14 protein-coding genes are annotated in these 16,104 nt (G+C 62.6%); 5 read left to right on the plus strand and 9 right to left on the minus strand.

All coding sequences use genetic code 11. From position 1 onward, the window contains the following. Together TZ03_RS27210 and TZ03_RS27215 are read left to right on the plus strand one after the other, a co-directional pair. A partial coding sequence (locus tag TZ03_RS27210; RefSeq protein ID WP_051101411.1) for an IS3 family transposase occupies positions 1-724 on the plus strand: 724 nt, incomplete at its 5' end. Positions 725-927: 203 nt separating this feature from the next. Next, positions 928-1,131 (plus strand): hypothetical protein, encoded by a 204-nt coding sequence (locus TZ03_RS27215; RefSeq protein WP_051101412.1) that lies wholly within the window; start codon positions 928-930, stop codon positions 1,129-1,131. A 70-nt stretch (positions 1,132-1,201) separates the two neighbouring features. Here the strand turns inward: TZ03_RS27215 and cmoB are convergent, their stop codons facing one another. The 7 genes from cmoB to TZ03_RS27250 form a co-directional block, all read right to left on the minus strand. Continuing rightward, positions 1,202-2,158 carry a tRNA 5-methoxyuridine(34)/uridine 5-oxyacetic acid(34) synthase CmoB gene (gene cmoB, locus TZ03_RS27220; RefSeq protein ID WP_051101413.1) on the minus strand — a complete coding sequence of 319 codons (957 nt, stop codon included), beginning with the start codon at positions 2,156-2,158 and terminating at the stop codon, positions 1,202-1,204. After that, positions 2,155-2,898 (minus strand): carboxy-S-adenosyl-L-methionine synthase CmoA, encoded by a 744-nt coding sequence (gene cmoA / locus TZ03_RS27225; protein WP_051101414.1) that lies wholly within the window; start codon positions 2,896-2,898, stop codon positions 2,155-2,157. The genes cmoB and cmoA overlap by 4 nt, the downstream gene beginning before the upstream one ends. A gap of 89 nt (positions 2,899-2,987) precedes the next feature. Further along, positions 2,988-3,380: a protease inhibitor I42 family protein gene (locus tag TZ03_RS27230; protein WP_051101415.1), complete on the minus strand. Its 393-nt coding sequence runs from the start codon at positions 3,378-3,380 to the stop codon at positions 2,988-2,990. 170 nt (positions 3,381-3,550) lie between these two features. Next, positions 3,551-5,971, minus strand: a complete 2,421-nt coding sequence (lon, locus tag TZ03_RS27235) for an endopeptidase La (protein WP_051101416.1) — start codon at positions 5,969-5,971, stop codon at positions 3,551-3,553. A 241-nt stretch (positions 5,972-6,212) separates the two neighbouring features. Next, positions 6,213-8,624 carry a glucose/quinate/shikimate family membrane-bound PQQ-dependent dehydrogenase gene (locus TZ03_RS27240; RefSeq protein ID WP_051101417.1) on the minus strand — a complete coding sequence of 804 codons (2,412 nt, stop codon included), beginning with the start codon at positions 8,622-8,624 and terminating at the stop codon, positions 6,213-6,215. Positions 8,625-8,656: 32 nt separating this feature from the next. Continuing rightward, positions 8,657-9,991, minus strand: a complete 1,335-nt coding sequence (locus TZ03_RS27245) for a carbohydrate porin (RefSeq protein ID WP_051101418.1) — start codon at positions 9,989-9,991, stop codon at positions 8,657-8,659. A 356-nt stretch (positions 9,992-10,347) separates the two neighbouring features. Continuing rightward, positions 10,348-12,390, minus strand: a complete 2,043-nt coding sequence (locus tag TZ03_RS27250; RefSeq protein WP_051101419.1) for a TonB-dependent receptor — start codon at positions 12,388-12,390, stop codon at positions 10,348-10,350. 164 nt (positions 12,391-12,554) lie between these two features. Here TZ03_RS27250 and TZ03_RS27255 point away from each other — a divergent pair, with 164 nt between their 5' ends. Both TZ03_RS27255 and TZ03_RS27260 read left to right on the plus strand, forming a co-directional pair. Further along, on the plus strand, positions 12,555-12,776 hold the full coding sequence (locus TZ03_RS27255; protein ID WP_051101420.1) for a VF530 family DNA-binding protein: 222 nt from the start codon (positions 12,555-12,557) through the stop codon (positions 12,774-12,776). Position 12,777: 1 nt separating this feature from the next. After that, positions 12,778-13,413 carry a Pr6Pr family membrane protein gene (locus tag TZ03_RS27260; RefSeq protein ID WP_051101421.1) on the plus strand — a complete coding sequence of 212 codons (636 nt, stop codon included), beginning with the start codon at positions 12,778-12,780 and terminating at the stop codon, positions 13,411-13,413. A 120-nt stretch (positions 13,414-13,533) separates the two neighbouring features. On the opposite strand, the gene TZ03_RS27265 is transcribed toward TZ03_RS27260, so the two are convergent. Together TZ03_RS27265 and TZ03_RS27270 are read right to left on the minus strand one after the other, a co-directional pair. Then, entirely contained in the window at positions 13,534-14,295 is a 762-nt protein-coding gene (locus TZ03_RS27265) for a siderophore-interacting protein (protein ID WP_051101422.1), read from the minus strand. Then, the gene (locus TZ03_RS27270; RefSeq protein ID WP_051101423.1) at positions 14,288-14,833 is read right to left on the minus strand and encodes a PadR family transcriptional regulator; all 546 of its coding nucleotides are present in this window, start codon (positions 14,831-14,833) and stop codon (positions 14,288-14,290) included. The genes TZ03_RS27265 and TZ03_RS27270 overlap by 8 nt, the downstream gene beginning before the upstream one ends. Before the next feature lie 256 nt (positions 14,834-15,089). Here TZ03_RS27270 and TZ03_RS28015 point away from each other — a divergent pair, with 256 nt between their 5' ends. Beyond that, on the plus strand, positions 15,090-16,070 hold the full coding sequence (locus TZ03_RS28015) for a D-alanine--D-alanine ligase family protein (protein ID WP_082056747.1): 981 nt from the start codon (positions 15,090-15,092) through the stop codon (positions 16,068-16,070). Positions 16,071-16,104 lie beyond the last annotated feature (34 nt).

Raw genomic sequence — 16,104 nt, forward strand, 5'->3', positions numbered from 1 at the left:
TGCCGAGCTTAAGGAGAAGATTCAGCAGATCTATCACAAAGAGAAAGGGCGCTACGGCTATCGGCGCGTTGCACTCGTGATCAGGAAAGGTGGGGCGCTGGTCAACAAGAAGGTCATCGAGAAGCTGATGGTTACCTTGGGTCTGAAATCACTGGTGCGGCCCAAGAAATATCAGTCCTACCGAGGTGCTGTTGGCAAGATAGCGACGAATCTGCTGGAGCGAAATTTCGTCGCCCAGCGTCCTAATCAGAAATGGGTGAGTGACGTAACGGAGTTCAAGGTAGCGCAACAGAAGCTCTATCTTTCGCCAGTAATGGATTTGTACAACGGGGAAATCATCGCCTACGAGATGGCTACTCGTCCCCAGTACAGCCTGGTTGGTAACATGCTCGACAAGGCGCTCAAGACCTTGGGAGAGAAGCCCAAGCTAGTGCTCCACACCGACCAGGGATGGCAGTACCAGCAGGCTCAGTATCGCCACACGCTCCGCAATCATGGCGTAAAACAGAGCATGTCTCGTAAAGGTAATTGCTTGGACAATGCAGCTATGGAAAGCTTCTTCGGCACGCTCAAGTCAGAGTTTTTCTACCTCAAGCGCTTCGAGAGTATTGATGAACTGAAAGCAGGCCTGGATGAGTACATTCACTACTACAACCATGACCGCATCAAGCTGAGGCTCAATGGCCTGAGCCCTGTCGAATACAGGACCCAGGCGGCAGCTTAAACTGTCCAACTTTTTGGGGGCAGTCCAGGATCACCACGGTCTTGAAAATTGTGCGGTACCTGTGGGAGCTGGCTTGCCGGCGATAGGGCCAGAACAGGCAACACAAGGCCCACATTGCAGGACTGTAATCCCCGCCTCACCTTGCCGTTAGCTGCCCCTCGCTACGATGGCCCTGTCTGATCGGTTATCACGAGGCAACCACGATGAACCTGAGCAAATACCTGCTGTTGGCCAGCCTTGCCCTCGGCAGCGCCAGTGTCTATGCCGAGGGCGGTGCGGAGCGCTCCAGGCAGTTCTGGCAGGCCTTCCGCGAAGACCAGCAGCGCCTGCACGGTGACAAGCGACAGGCCGTTGCCGAGCGTGAGCGCAAGGCGCAAGAGAAGGCCCGCGAGGTGGCCAAGGACTGAGGTAGCAGCACCTGCGCGGCGACAGCTCCCCGCCGCAGGTGTATTCAGGCGCCCAAGCGGGCGCCTTTTTTTACTTGCGCGCCACCAGGGTGGCGCGGCGTGGGGCAGGCAGGCCTTCGATGGTCTTGCTGTGGTCGTTCGGGTCGAGGAAGTCGCCCAGCGACTGGTAGCGCATCCACTCGGTGCTGCGCTGCTCCTCGACGCTGGTCACACTCACGTCGACGCAACGCACATCGCTGAAGCCGGCACGGCGCAACCAGCGCGCCAGGGCCGGTACCGACGGCAGGTACCAGACGTTGCGCATCTGTGCGTAGCGGTCCTCAGGTACCAGTACCTGGTTTTCGTCACCCTCGATCACCAGCGTTTCCAGCACCAGCTCGCCACCTTTGACCAGGCAGTCCTTGAGCGCCAGCAAGTGCTCGATAGGCGAGCGGCGGTGGTAGAACACGCCCATGGAGAACACCGTGTCGAAGCCTTCCAGGTTGGCCGGCAGGTCTTCCAGAGCGAACGGCAGGTGCCAGGCCGGCAGGTTCGGCAGGTACTGCTGCACGGCCTGGAACTGGCAGAAGAACAGCCAGTTGGGGTCGACGCCAATCACCATGTCGGCGCCGGCACCGAGCATGCGCCACTGGTAGTAGCCGTTGCCACAGCCTACATCCAGCACGCGCTTGCCCTTGAGGTCCAGGTGCGGGGCGACCCGTGACCATTTCCAGTCCGAACGCCATTCGGTGTCCACGTGCACGCCAAACAGGTCGAACGGCCCTTTGCGCCAGGGCGCCAGCCCCATCAAGGCCTGGCGCATCTGCGCGCGGGTGGCGGCATCGCAGTCGCAGTCCAGGCGCAGCCCGTTGACCAGGTCGATTTCGCTGGGTTGCAGGGCAGGCAGGGCATCGAGTGCGCCGCGCCAGCGGTCGAGGTCACCGTGGCCCTTTTCCAGCTTGGCTTCCAGTTGCGCTTGCAGGCCTTGCGACCAGGAAGCCAGGGGCGTGCCCGCCAGGCGGCGGACGAGGGGGGACAGATCGATCATGGCAGGGCTATCAACGAGGCGAAGTTAAGACATTGGAACCAGGGCAGCACTTTCGAGAAGCCAGCGGCGCGCAGGCGTTGTCGATGGGCATCGAGGGTATCGGGGCGCATCACATTTTCGATGGCGCTGCGTTTCTGGGCGATTTCCAGTTCGCTGTAGCCATTGGCCCGCTTGAAGTCCAGGTGCAGTTCATTGAGCAGCTCCTGCTCTTGTTCATCGGCGAAGCGCAGTTTTTCCGAGAGGATCAGCGCGCCGCCGGGCAACAGCGCTTGGCGGATGCGGCCGAGCAGCTCCAGGCGCTGGTCGGGGGCAATGAACTGCAGGGTGAAATTCATTGCCACCACCGAGGCGGGCTCGAAGGGCAGGGCGAGGATATCGGCTTCCAGCACTTGCACCGGCAGCAGCTCCTGGAACATCGAGTCCTGGGCGGTGAGGTACTGGCGGCAGCGCTCGACCATGGCGGCGGAGTTGTCCACCGCGATCACCCGGCAGCCGTCACTGCGCACATGGCGGCGCAGCGACTGGGTGACGGCACCCAGGGACGCGCCCAAATCGTACAGCGCGGTGTGCGGCTGGGCGAAGCGTGCGGCCAGCACGCCGAGATTCTCGACGATGGTCGGGTACCCCGGCACCGAGCGCTTGATCATGTCCGGGAACACACGCACCACGTCCTCGTTGAAGACGAAGTCGGGCACCTGCTCCAGGGGTTGGGCGAAGAGGCGGTCGGGTTGTTTGCTCACGGTGAATCCAGGTGGCTGGTGATATGCAGGGGGCGCATTCTAGCCAAAGCGCAGCCTGGATGCATGGTTGGCTGACCAGCGCTGTGCGTTCAATCGACCCGAATGGTGCAATCGAACGTCTGCACCGGGCGTACTTCCGGGGCCCAAGGTTGCTGGTAGACCAGTACCAAGTGGCCCTCGCCAGCGGCTCGGGCCTGGTAGCGCCAGGTCGAGATGCCCGAGTTGCCAACGATACCGGCGTCTTCAGGGGCGCTGTAGACCTCGGGGCCGAGGCTTCGCAGCACACCGGACGCGGGGTTCTGCACCAGCCAGCGGTAGCCGGTGGTGGGGTTGCTGGGTAGGGTGAGGGTCAGGGCTTGGCCAACCTGCAGGCGCGTGGGGCATTCGCTTTCGGCGTCCAGTTCCACGGGCTGCGTGGGGTGTTGGGCGCAGGCGCAAAGCAAGGCGACGCTCAGGGGAACGAGCAGACGAGGGGCGGTCATGGTGGCTCCGGAGGCTGGCGATGGCCTGAGGATAACCGATGATCAAGGAGATTTGTGTTGCTTGTGCCGGCCTCTTCGCGGGCTTCCCCGCTCCCACTGGTATCGCACAGTCTTCGAAGGCTGAGATTTCCCTGTGGGAGCGGGCGAGCCCGCGAAGAGGCCGGTACAGGCTAGAACAGCACTTTGGCCACGTCGGCGAAGCGCTTGGCGAAATGCACGGTCAGGCCTTCGCGCAGGTAGTCCGGCAACTCTTCGAAGTCACCACGGTTAGGCTCTGGCAAGATCAGCTCGAAGATCTTCTGCCGCCGCGCCGCGATCACCTTCTCGCGCACGCCACCAATCGGCAGCACCTGGCCGGTGAGGGTCAGTTCGCCGGTCATGGCTACGCCTTTCTTCGGTGCCTGGTCGCGGGCCAGTGACAGCAGGGCGCTGGCCATGGTGATGCCAGCACTCGGGCCGTCCTTGGGCGTGGCCCCTTCAGGCACGTGCAGGTGGATGAACGCTTCGTTGAAGAAGCCCGGGTCGCCACCGAACTGCTTGAGGTTGGAGCTGACGTAGCTGTAGGCGATTTCGGCCGACTCCTTCATCACGTCACCCAGCTTGCCGGTCAGCTTGAAGCCGCGGTTGAGGGTGTGGATGCGGGTGGCTTCGATCGGCAGCGTGGCGCCGCCCATGCTGGTCCAGGCCAGGCCAGTGATCACGCCTTTGCCATCCAGTACCTGCTCGCTGCGGAACACCGGCATGCCGAGTGCGGCCTCCAGGTCCTTGGTGCCGATCTTGAGCTTGGCATCGGGGTTTTCCAGCAGCTTGACCACGGCCTTGCGCACCAGCTTGCCCAGTTGCTTTTCCAGCTGGCGTACGCCGGCCTCACGGGCATAGCCCTCGATCACCGTGCGCAGGGCGCTGTCGCTGATGCTGAGGCTGGTCTTGGCCACGCCGGCTTTTTTCAGCTGCTTGGGCCACAGGTGGCGCTTGGCGATGGCCAGTTTTTCTTCAGTGATGTAGCCGGACAGGCGGATCACTTCCATGCGGTCGAGCAGCGGCCCAGGGATCGAGTCGAGGGTGTTGGCGGTGCACACGAACAGCACCTTGGACAGGTCCAGGCGCAGGTCGAGGTAGTGGTCGAGGAAGTCGACGTTCTGCTCCGGGTCGAGGGTTTCCAGCAGCGCCGATGCCGGATCGCCCTGGTAGCTCTGGCCCATCTTGTCGATCTCGTCGAGCATGATCACTGGGTTCATCACTTCGACGTCTTTCAAGGCCTGCACCAGCTTGCCGGGCTGGGCGCCGATGTAGGTGCGGCGGTGGCCCTTGATCTCGGCCTCGTCACGCATGCCGCCGACGCTGAAGCGGTAGAAGGGCCGGCCGAGTGATTCGGCAATGGACTTGCCGATACTGGTCTTGCCTACCCCGGGCGGGCCCACCAGCAGCACGATCGAGCCGCTGATCTCGCCTTTCCAGGCGCCCACGGCGAGGAATTCGAGGATGCGCTCCTTGATGTCGTCGAGGCCGGCGTGGTGCTGGTCGAGGACTTTGCGCGCATGCTTGAGGTCGAGCTTGTCCTTGCCATGTATGCCCCACGGCAGGGCTGTGGCCCAGTCGAGGTAGTTGCGGGTGACCGCGTATTCGGGCGAGCCGGTTTCGAGAATGGCCAGTTTGCCCATCTCTTCATCGATGCGCTTGCGCGCCTGCTCTGGCAGGGTCTTGCCTTCGAGGCGCTGCTCGAACTGCTCCAGGTCGGCGCTGCGGTCGTCTTTGGTCAGGCCCAGCTCCTGCTGGATGACCTTGAGCTGTTCCTTGAGGAAGAACTCGCGCTGGTGCTCGCCGATCTGCCGGTTGACCTCGGCCGAGATCTCGTTCTGCAGGCGTGCGACTTCGACTTCCTTGCGCAGCATGGGCAGGACCTTTTCCATGCGCTTGAGCATGGGCACGCAGTCGAGCACTTCCTGCAACTGGCTGCCGGTGGCCGAGGTCAGGGCGGCGGCGAAGTCGGTAAGCGGCGATGGATCGTTGGGGCTGAAGCGGTTGAGGTAGTTCTTCAGCTCTTCGCTGTACAGCGGGTTGAGCGGCAACAGTTCCTTGATCGCGTTGATCAGTGCCATGCCGTAGGCCTTGACTTCGTCGGTCGGCTCGGCGGGCTGGCGCGGGTATTCGACTTCGACCAGGTAGGGCGGGCGGTGGTGCTTGAGCCAGGTGCGGATGCGTACCCGGGTCAGGCCCTGGGCGACGAACTGCAGCTTGCCGTTTTCACGGCTGGCGTGGTGCACCTTGACCAGCGTGCCGTACTGCGGCAGTGCCGCGGTGTCGAAGTGGCGGTGGTCTTCCGGCGGGGTGTCCATGAAGAACAGCGCCAGGCAGTGGTCCGGTGACTTGGCCACCAGGTCGAGGGTTTCGGCCCAGGGTTCTTCGTTGACGATGACCGGCAGGACCTGTGCCGGGAAGAACGGGCGGTTGTGGATCGGGATCACGTAGACCTTGTCCGGCAGTTGCTGGCCGGGCAGGGCGAGGGCGTGGCCGGCTTCGGCCTGGGGGGTGGTGTGTTCGACTTCGCTGTGTTCGTCGGGGTGTTCCGGGAAATCCTGCTGGTCGCTCATGGGGCACCTGCGTGAATGACTATGGTGCTTAGATGGGGCGCGGGGGGATGGGTTTCAATGGTAGATGAAGGCAGCAGTGGAGGGGGGCACTTTTGCTCGCCTGTACCGGCCTCATCGCCGGCAAGCCAGCTCCCACAGGTACTCCATAGGCCTTGAAAACAGTGGAGTACCTGTGGGAGCTGGCTTGCCGGCGATGAGGCCGGTACAGGTGAATGAGCCCCTGAGGAGGGGCTCGGTAGCTTTACTCAGCCAATTTGTAAGCGATGATGTAATCGCCCATCTTGGTACCCAGCGAGCCGTGGCCGCCAGCTGTCACCAGCACGTACTGCTTGCCGTCCTTGCCGGTGTAGGTCATCGGCGTGGCCTGGCCACCCGCTGGCAGGCGGGCTTTCCACAGTTCCTTGCCGTTGTTCACGTCATAGGCGCGCAGGTACTGGTCCAGGGTGCCGCTGAGGAAGCCGACGCCACCGGCGGTGACGATCGAGCCGCCCATGCTTGGCACGCCAACCGGCAGGCCGATCGGCACCGGGGTGCTGTCGCGGGTGGTGCCGTTCTTGTGCTTCCACACCACTTTGTTGGTGAACAGGTCGATGGCGGCGACATAGCCCCAGGCCGGTGCCTGGCACGGTACGCCCAGGGGCGACATGAACGGATGCATGGTCACTGCATACGGTGCACCGGTGTTCGGCTGCACGCCGCTGGTTTCGCTTTCGCGCTTGCTGCCTTCGGCCACTTGCTCACGCGGGATCATCTTCGACACGAAGGCCATGTAGTTGGGCGAGGTGAACAGCAGCTGGCGTACCGGGTCGACCGACACGCTGCCCCAGTTGAATACGCCAACGTTGCCTGGGTAGATCAGCGAGCCTTGTTCGGATGGCGGGGTGTACTGGCCTTCGTAGCGCAGCTCGCGGAACTGGATGCGGCACAGCATCTGGTCGAATGGCGTGGCACCCCACATGGCCTGTTCGGTCAGCTCCGGGCCGAGCAGGTTGAGGTCGGAGCGGGCCTGGGTCGGCGAGGTGTGGTCGCCCTTGACCGCGCCTTGCGGGGTCGGGATTTCACGAATCGGCACGATCGGCGTCCCGTCGCGGCGGTCGAGCACGTACAGGCTGCCTTGCTTGGTCGGCACGATGATCGCCGGTTTCACGCCATCGTCGGTCTTCAGGTGGACCAGGGTCGGTTGGCTGCCGACGTCCATGTCCCACAGGTCGTGGTGGGTGAACTGGTAGTTCCAGCGGGCCTTGCCGGTGGCCAAGTCCAGGGCGACCACGCCGGCGCTGTACTTCTCGGCACCCGGGGTGCGGTCGGCGCCCCACTGGTCAGGGGTCTGGTTGCCCAGGGGCAGGTAGATCATGCCAAGGTCTTCGTCGACGCTGGCGATCGACCACATGTTGGCCGAGTTGCGGCTGTACATCTTGCCCGGGGCCAACGGCTTGGTGTCGTCCGGGTTGTTGCTGTCCCAGTTCCACACCAGGTGGCCATCGTGAACGTCATAGGCGCGAATCACGCCGGACGGCTCGTTGGTCGACTCGTTGTCGGTGACATGGCCACCGATGATCACCAGGTCACGGGTGATCGCGGCAGGCGAGGTGGAGTAGTAGCCGCCAGCGGTGAACGGGCCGATGCCAGTGGTCAGGTCGATCACGCCCTGGTTGGCGAAGCCTTCGCAAACCTTGCCGTTGTCGGCGTTGATGGCGATCAGGCGGGCGTCCGCGGTGGGCAGGTAGAGGCGGCGCGGGCAGGCCTGGGCCACGGCCTGGCCGGCGTCGGAAATTTTCGGCGCCGGGCTGCCGTCGCGGCTGACATAGCGGTTTTCGTCATAGTACGAAACGCCGCGGCAGGTCATGTGGGCAAAGCCTTTGAAGGTGCCCACCGGGCTCTTGACTTGCGGGTCGTAGCGCCAGATTTCTGCACCAGTGTCCGGGTCCAGGGCCAGCAGGCGGCTGTGCGCGGTGCAAGCATAGAGCATGCCGTTGACCTTCAGCGGGGTGTTCTGGTTGGTCAGTTCCACCGGGTCGTTTTCGGTCGGCAGGTCACCGGTGCGGATGCGCCAGGCCTCTTCCAGGCGGTAGGCGTTCTGCGGGGTGATCTGGCGCAGTGGCGAATAGCGGTCGCCATGTTCGGTACGGCCGTAGGCCTGCCATTCGCCGTCAGGCATGGCCGGCGCGGCGCTGGCCATTTCGCTGCTGTCGCGGCCCAGTTCGCCGAATACTTCGCCGGGGTGGGTGAATTGGCTGGCCACGGCACACGCGCCCGAGGCGACCACGGCGACGCTGAGCAGCGCGGTGTTGGCCTTGCTGGCCGGGCCGGTCAGCGGGCGACGTGCCCAAGGCAGCAGCAAGACCACGCCGATGGCGAACCAGATGGCCAGGCGCGGTACCAGTTGCCACCAGTCCAGGCCCACTTCAAGCAGGGCCCATCCCGTGCTGCCCAGCAGCACCAGGCCATACAGGCCTAGGGCGATGCGGCGCTGGGCCAGCAGCAGGATGCCCGCCAGGGCAAAGCCGATACCGGCGATCAGGTAGTACAGCGATCCGCCCAGCTGGCTCAGCTTGATGCCGCCGGCCAGCAGGGCCAGGCCCATCAGCAGCAACAGCGCGCCAATCAGGCGCGGTAGCCAGCGGCTTCCATGGTTGGCACCTTCAGTGCTCATCGTAGGTTCTCCGTCAGGTCAAAAAAGGGGGGTTAGAAACTGCTCTGGATCTTCAGGCCGCCGATCAGGGCGCCATCGACCTGCGACACCCCGCCCGGGTGGCGGATGTACTGCAGGTTGGGGCGTACCGTGAGCCAGTCGGCCAGGTGGATGCCGTAATACAGTTCGGCGCTGTACTCGGTGTCCTGTACCGGAAGGAAGCCGGGGTTGTCGTAGTCGTCGAGGCCGGCGGCCTGGTTGGCCAGGCGGGCGTTCTTGCGGTAGGCAGGGTTGACGTGCACGCGAGCCAGGGCGAAACCGATGTCGTCCTTGGCGCGGGCGTCGAAGGCCCCTTTGTATACCAGTCCTGCCTGCACATAGTTGTCGATGGCATTGGTCTTCTTGTCATGCAGCGTGGCGTTGGCGAACAGGCTCAGGCCTCGCGACTGGTCGGACGCCAGCGAGGTCACCTGCTGCTGGGCGCCGAGCCACAAGCCGTGCTTGCTCGAACTGCTGCGGTAGGCGGCGCCGCTGAGGGCTGCCGGCTGGCCGTTGCTGTCCTTGAGAACATCCTGTGCCTTGGCATTACTGTAGTAGTAGCCGGCGCGATATTCCCCTTTCAGGCCATTGACCCGTGGGCTCCATACCAGTTCGATCGGCATGACGGCCCCCTGGGTGCCACTGCCGCTGAGCTTGAAGCCATTGCCTGATTCGAGGTTGGAGGGGTTCTGCTCGAACACCCCGACCTGGGCATAGAGCGCGTCGCTGAGGTTGTAGCGCACGCGCAGGGCCCACTGGCTGACTGGCCAGTTGTACCAGATGCCACCCACCCAGTTGCCCACCTGCGAGCCGCAGAAGGCCAGGTTCTGGAAGTCGCAGGGGAAGCTGTTGAAGTCCTCGCCTTCGCCGAAACGGCCGAATTTCACGTCCAGCGCGCCGTCGAAGTACTTCTGCTTGATCCACATCTGCGTCAGCCGCCAGGTTTCACCGCGGCCCCACACTTCCTGGGCCGAGGTGAAGCCACCGACGCGCGGATCGTTGATGCGGTCGTTGCTGATGTTGTCGCCGTGGCGCTCGGTGATGGTCAGCTGGAATTCGGTGTCGTGCCAGCCGAGGATCTTGTCCAGGTCCAGGTGGCTGCCGAAGGTGAACTGGTCGCTGTAGCGCGCGGTGCGGTCGTGGTCGTAGCCACCGTGCAGGTTGCTGCCCATCTCGCCGGTGTAGCCGAGGGTGAAGTCATAGCCTTTTTCCAGCAGTTCGCTGCGGGTGCCACCCCAGTCGCCGAGCATCCAAGGGGAGTCGCTGGCGAACATTTCGTTGGCGCCGGCGGTGGTTGCCAGGGCGCTGAGGGCAAGGCCGATGTAACAGTTTTTGGGCAGCTGGAGCATGAGATAGCGCTATCTTTTGATTATTGAAAAAACGGCAAGCGCACCGAAAGGTGGCCCCTTCAATGGATATGGCGACAAAGTTAGTCGATGAAGCGATTCAGCTTTCGGCGGGGAGGATATAGCGGAAGTTGTAAGAAAAAAAGACAAAATGTCGCAGTGGATTGTTGTAAATATGGCAATAGTCGATGTCAGTACAGAGGAACGATAAGCTATGGGAGCAACTGTCTTGCTCAAAATCCCAAAGCTTGCGAAATCTCTGTGGGAGCGGGCGTGCCCGCGAACACCGGCGGAGCCGGTGCCATCCACCGCGTTGGATTCTTCGCGGGCATGCCCGCTCCCACAGATGCTAATTGCAATCAGAAGGTGGTACGCAGGCCCACTTCCACGCTACGCCCCGGTGCTGGCGCGATGTCCCGCAGGATCGAACTGGCATAGCGTACGGTCTGGTCGGTCAGGTTCTCACCGCGCACAAACGCCAGCCACTGGCTCTGGCCAATGTCGAAACGGTAGCCGACACTCGCCCCCAGCGTGGTGTAGCCATCGGTGCTGGTTTCGTTGGCCGGCTTGCGGTGCTGCGACGCGGCATGCTGCACATCCACCCGTGCCTGCCAGCGGTCCAGTTCCCAGACCAGGCCGCTGTTCAGGCGCAGCGGGGCGATGCGTGGCAGCGGCTCGCCACTGTCGAGGTTCTTGGCTCGGGTGTAGTCACCGGACAACTCCAGCGCGAAGCTGCCGTAACGGTTCTCGGCCAGTTGCCAGCGGTCCTGGGCCTCGATGCCGTAGAAGCGTGCCCGCACACCCTGGTACTGGTATTCCGGGAAACCGTCGTGGTCGTGGTCGTGATCATCCTCGTCATGGTCGTGGTCATGCCCGCCCTCGCGGATGTTGCCGGTACCGATCAGGCCGATGTAGTTGCGGAAGTGGCTGTAGAACACCCCGACACTGCCCTTGTGGGTGCCGTTGTCGAAACGCAGTGCCAGGTCGGCGGAAATGGCCTTTTCCTTGTTCAGGCTGGCATCGCCGACTTCGAAGGCGCCGGTGGCCACGTGCGCGCCATTGGCATACAACTCGTAGAAGGTCGGGGCGCGTTCGGTGTAGCCGAGGTTGGCGGCCAGCGACCAGATCGGGTCGAGCTGGTACACCGCACCCGAGGACAGGCTGAAGGCGTTGAAACTGCTGGCGCTGTCGGCATCGACGAAGTTCTCGTTGCCTTTGGCGTCCGGGTCGACGCGGGTATGTTCCATGCGCGCGCCCAGGCTCAGGTTCAGGCGCTCGGTGGCCTGCCACTGCTCGAGCATGAACAGCGCCAGGCTGTCGGTATCGGTATGCGGGACGAAGGCTTCCTCACCCAGGGCGGAGAACTCGTTGCGGCTGACCTGGGCGCCGATCACCCCTTCCACCGGCCCGAGCGGCTGGTGGCGGGCTTCGATGCGCGCTTCGTAGCCCTTGTTCTTGAAGGTGGTGTGGACTTCGCCTTCTTCGATCTCGCGGTGTTCGTAGTCGGTGTAGCCGGCATCGACCTTGACCGAACTGAACGGGCCATCCAGGTCGCGCAGCTCGGAGGCGAAGGCGTAGTGGTCCTGTTTCATGTCCAGGCGCACGCCGGGCTCGGCCACCGAGCCGTAATTGCTGTCGTAGCTGCTGTACGACAGGCCGGCGTAACCGTGATCCCAATGGTAGGCACCACCCACTGCGCCACCATCCTGGCGGCCATCACTGTTTTCCAGGCGATGCTTGCTGCCGGGTTCGTCGGTATCACGCACCTTGGAACTGCGGGCGTAACCGGGGATGCGCAAGTCGTTGAACTGGCGGCTGTTGGCATCCAGGTGCAGGGCGAAAGTACCGTTGCCGGCCTCCAGCTTGCCGGCGCTGCTGCGGGTGGTGTCGGCGCCACCGTAGCGCAGTTCACCGGCACCGTGGATGCCTTCGATGGGGGCGTCCGGGATGCGGTTGTCGAAGGTGTTGACCACGCCGCCGATGGCGTTGCCGCCATAGAGCAGGGCGGCGGGGCCACGGACGATCTCGACCCGGTCCACGGTCACCGGGTCCAGTGGCACGGCGTGATCGTAGGACAGCGACGAGGCATCCAAGGCGCCGACGCCATTGCGCAGGATGCGAATGCGGTCGCCATCCAGGCCACGGATTACCGGGCGACTGGCACCAGGGCCGAACCAGGTGGAGGCGACACCGGGTTGTTTGTTCAGGGTTTCACCGAGGCTGCCGTGCTGTTGTTGCAGCAGTTTGTCGCCTTCGAGCACGGTGCTCGGGGCGGCCAGCTGACGGCTGCCTAACGGGTTGGCGGTGATGACCTGGGGTTCGAGTTCCACGGCCTGGCTGGGCGCTGTAACCAGCCAGAGCGCGACGGCGAGGGGGGAGAGGCGAAGCGGTGTGGACAACATGGGGTGGGGCGTTCCTTGGCAGATGCTTTTGTAATGTTACAACATAACATATCTATTTCAGCACAGAGGTTTTGCATCTGGCCAGCGGTTTTTCTGTCGACTCGACCGATCCCACCCACCACTACACTCGTGTAAGGTGCGCATCTTTCCTACGGAGCACTGGCATGAGCACGGCCCAACACAACGCGCTGCACGGCAAGACCCTGGAGCAAATCCTCACCGAGTTGGTGGCGCACTACCAATGGCAGGGCCTGGCCGAGCGCATCGATGTGCGCTGCTTCAAGAGCAACCCCAGCATCAAGTCGAGCCTGACCTTCTTGCGCAAAACACCGTGGGCGCGGGAAAAGGTCGAACAGCTGTACGTGAAGCTGCAGCGTCAGGCCTGACATGCCGCGGCGCTCCTGGCTGACCGGCATGGCCGTGCTGGGCTGGTTCGGCCTGACCGTGCAGGTGTACCTGGTGTTGTTGGGGCGGTGGCAGGAGCAGGCCAGCCTGATTGGCGGCCTGATCAATGTGTTCGGCTATTTCACCGTGCTGAGCAATACCCTGGTGGCAACAGTGCTCAGTTATGCCGCGTTCGGCCGGGAAGGCGCGGCCAAACGGTTTTTCCTGTCGCCTGCGGTGAGTTCGGCAGTGGCCGCGAGCATTGTGCTGGTGGCGGTGGCCTACAGCGTGTTGCTGCGCCACTTGTGGCAACCGCAGGGCTGGCAATGGCTGGCAGATGAGTTGCTGCATGATGTGATGCCGGTGTTGTATGCCTTGTACTGGTGGTGCGAGGTGCCCAAAGGCACGTTGCGGCTATGGCACCTGGCAGTGTGGGCGTTGTACCCGGCGGCTTACTTTGGCTACACGCTATGGCGGGGGAGCGAGATTGGCGTGTATGCCTACCCGTTCATCGATGTGGCGAGCCTGGGGTATGGGCAGGTGATGCTCAATGCCCTAGGGGTGCTGGCGGGGTTCTGGGGGATCGGGCTGGTGTTGTTGGGGCTGGATCGGTGGCTTGGGGCGCATAAGTTTGCTTAGCCTGTGCCGGCCTCTTCGCGGGTGAACCCGCTCCTACAGGGAAATCACAGGCTTTGAAGGCTGTGGAATTCCTGTGGGAGCGGGTTCACCCGCGAAGAGGCCGGGGCAGGCAACGAACGATCACTCGTCGTCCGCGGTCCCGTCGGCCCGCCAGTAGGCTGCGGCCTTCAGCGCATCCTCAGGCACGCCCTTCTCCAGCAACAGCGCCTTGGCCTGGCGGGTCAGGGCTTTTTCCAGCGCCACCCAGCCATACAACCGGCCTTGCGGCAAGCTCAGGTTCTGCACCAGCGCCAGCAAGTCTTCCTGGTGCCGACGTACCCAGATCACCTCCACCTGGGCCTTGCTCGGCAGCGGCTGGCGTTCCTGTTCGTCTTCGATCTGGATCACCGCCAGCACCTGGCGGCCTGCCGGCAATTCCTCCAGCCGTCGGCCAATCGCTGGAATGGCAGTTTCATCACCGATCAGCAGGTAGCTGTCGAAAATATCCGGCACCACCATCGAAGCCCGCGGCCCGGCGATGTCCAGGGTTTGTCCTGGTGCGGCCTGGGCGGCCCAGGTGGAGGCAGGGCCATCGCCATGCAGGACGAAGTCGATGTCCAGCTCATTGGCCACCAGGTCGATGCGCCGTGGCGTGTATTCGCGCATGGTGGGCCGTGCACCACCATCACGGCCTAGATTTCTGGCCTCGATGGCCTGCTGTTGCTCCGGGGTTTCGGCGAACAGCAGCTTGATATGGTCGTCGCTGCCCACGCTGGTGAAGCCTTGCAGTTCGGCACCGCCGAGGGTGATGCGGCGCATGCGCGGGGTCAGCTCGGTGACCCGCAGCACCTGCAGGCGGCGTTGGCGGATCTCGTGGTTGACGCGGTGAATGGTGTCACTCATGGGGAGTCTCCCTGACAGGTTCGGCCGGCCCGGAGGCGATGGCCTTGGCGGTATGGTTGAGCAGGTCGCGGACCCGTTCGATTTCTTCCGGTGTCCAGCGGCCGCTGTGCATATGCAGGGCGTGGCGCAGGTTGCCGACCGCTTCATGAATCTCTGGCGGGCGGTCATGACCACGCAGGGCGCGTTTGCTGACCTCGATGCGCATGCGTACGCCGTCCAGGGCGACGGCCTGATCGGCCAGGGCCGTGCGCCCGGCATCGGTGATCACATAGAGGCGTTTGCTGCCCTGCACCTGGCCCCTGATCAGCTCGGCCTCCTCGAGGAAGTTGAGCGTGGGGTAGATCACACCGGGGCTGGGGCTGTAGCTGCCGTCGAACAGGTTTTCGATCTGGCGGATCAGGTCGTAGCCGTGGCCGGGCTGCTCGGCGAGCAGGGCCAGCATCAGCAGCCTGAGATCACCGGGGGCGAAGACGCGTGGGCCGCGCTCGCCGCGGCCGGGACGCCGCTCGAAGGGGTCGTGGTGGGGGTGGTCACGCATCGGGCTAGGGCTCCGTCGTTTGCGATATATCGTAAGATATTACTTAAGATATATCTAAAGACAAGCCTTTAATTGCAGATGATTATCATCTATTTGGTCGATAGGTAGGTTGGTGCCTATCGAGACACAAGGCCGCTCCGCAGCAATTCCCCGTTGCAGGACTCCGGCATGGCGTCGCTTTAGGCGGATTGGCCGTTGTTATTTTTTTTGGATATTGGATACAGTAGCCAGAACCTGATCCCGCGAGGCTGCAAAGATGGAAAAAATTGTGATTGCACTGATTTTCGGAGGGCGGAGCACTGAGCATTTTGTGTCCCTACGCTCAGCCGCAGCGATTCACACTGCGCTCATGGCATTAGGCCATCGCGTGCACTGCATAGGGATCGATCAGAAGGGGACTTGGAGGTATCACGGGCAGCCGAGAACCTGTCCTAGCGAGGTGAACTGCGCTGCACCATTAATCTCACTTTGTCCCGGCCGACGCTCGTTAACATATGCCGCGAACGGGCAACGAGCAGTAGAAGTTGAAATCGATCTGCTTTTTCCTGCGCTGCACGGGCGGTGGGGGGAGGACGGGACCCTTCAAGGACTGGCAGCGATGTGCGGCATTCCATGTGTTGGGACAGGCGTGCTCGGTTCGGCAGTGTCAATGGACAAAGACATGACCAAGCGGTTGCTCAAGTTCTCGGGAGTCGCTGTGGCGCCATGGATGGCGATGAGAACCATGTGTTCGTGGGACGAGGTTGTCGAATGCCTGGGCAGCACAAGCCTTTTTGTAAAACCTGCGACTTCAGGATCATCAATAGGAGTGTCTAGAGTTAGCAATGCATCGGAGTATGCACAGGCTTACGCTATCGCGGCGCAGATAGATACCAAAGTATTGGTGGAAGCTGAAATTTTGGGTAGAGAGGTTGAGTGCGGTGTGTTGGAGTCAGCAAGTGGATTACTTGCCTCGGTGTTGGGGGAGATTGTGACCAAGGAGGGGCAGAGATTTTATGATTATCAAGCGAAATATGATGTGGCTGGTGCGGTGGATATCTGCGTACCTTGTCAGTTGCCACAATCGATAGTCAGTTCCATACAGGAGTTGTCAAAGAAGGCCTTTAGATGTCTTGAGCTCACAGGTTATGCCAGGGTTGATTTTTTTCTGAAGAATGACGGAACGATTCTCCTGAACGAGGTCAACACGCTGCCGGGCTTTACGAACACTAGTGTGGTGTTTCACAAATACCGCTGAAAATCTGAGCTAGGCTCTGTAGAAGCCAACTCTC

Source organism: Pseudomonas sp. 10-1B, from assembly GCF_000935045.1.
Lineage (GTDB): Bacteria > Pseudomonadota > Gammaproteobacteria > Pseudomonadales > Pseudomonadaceae > Aquipseudomonas.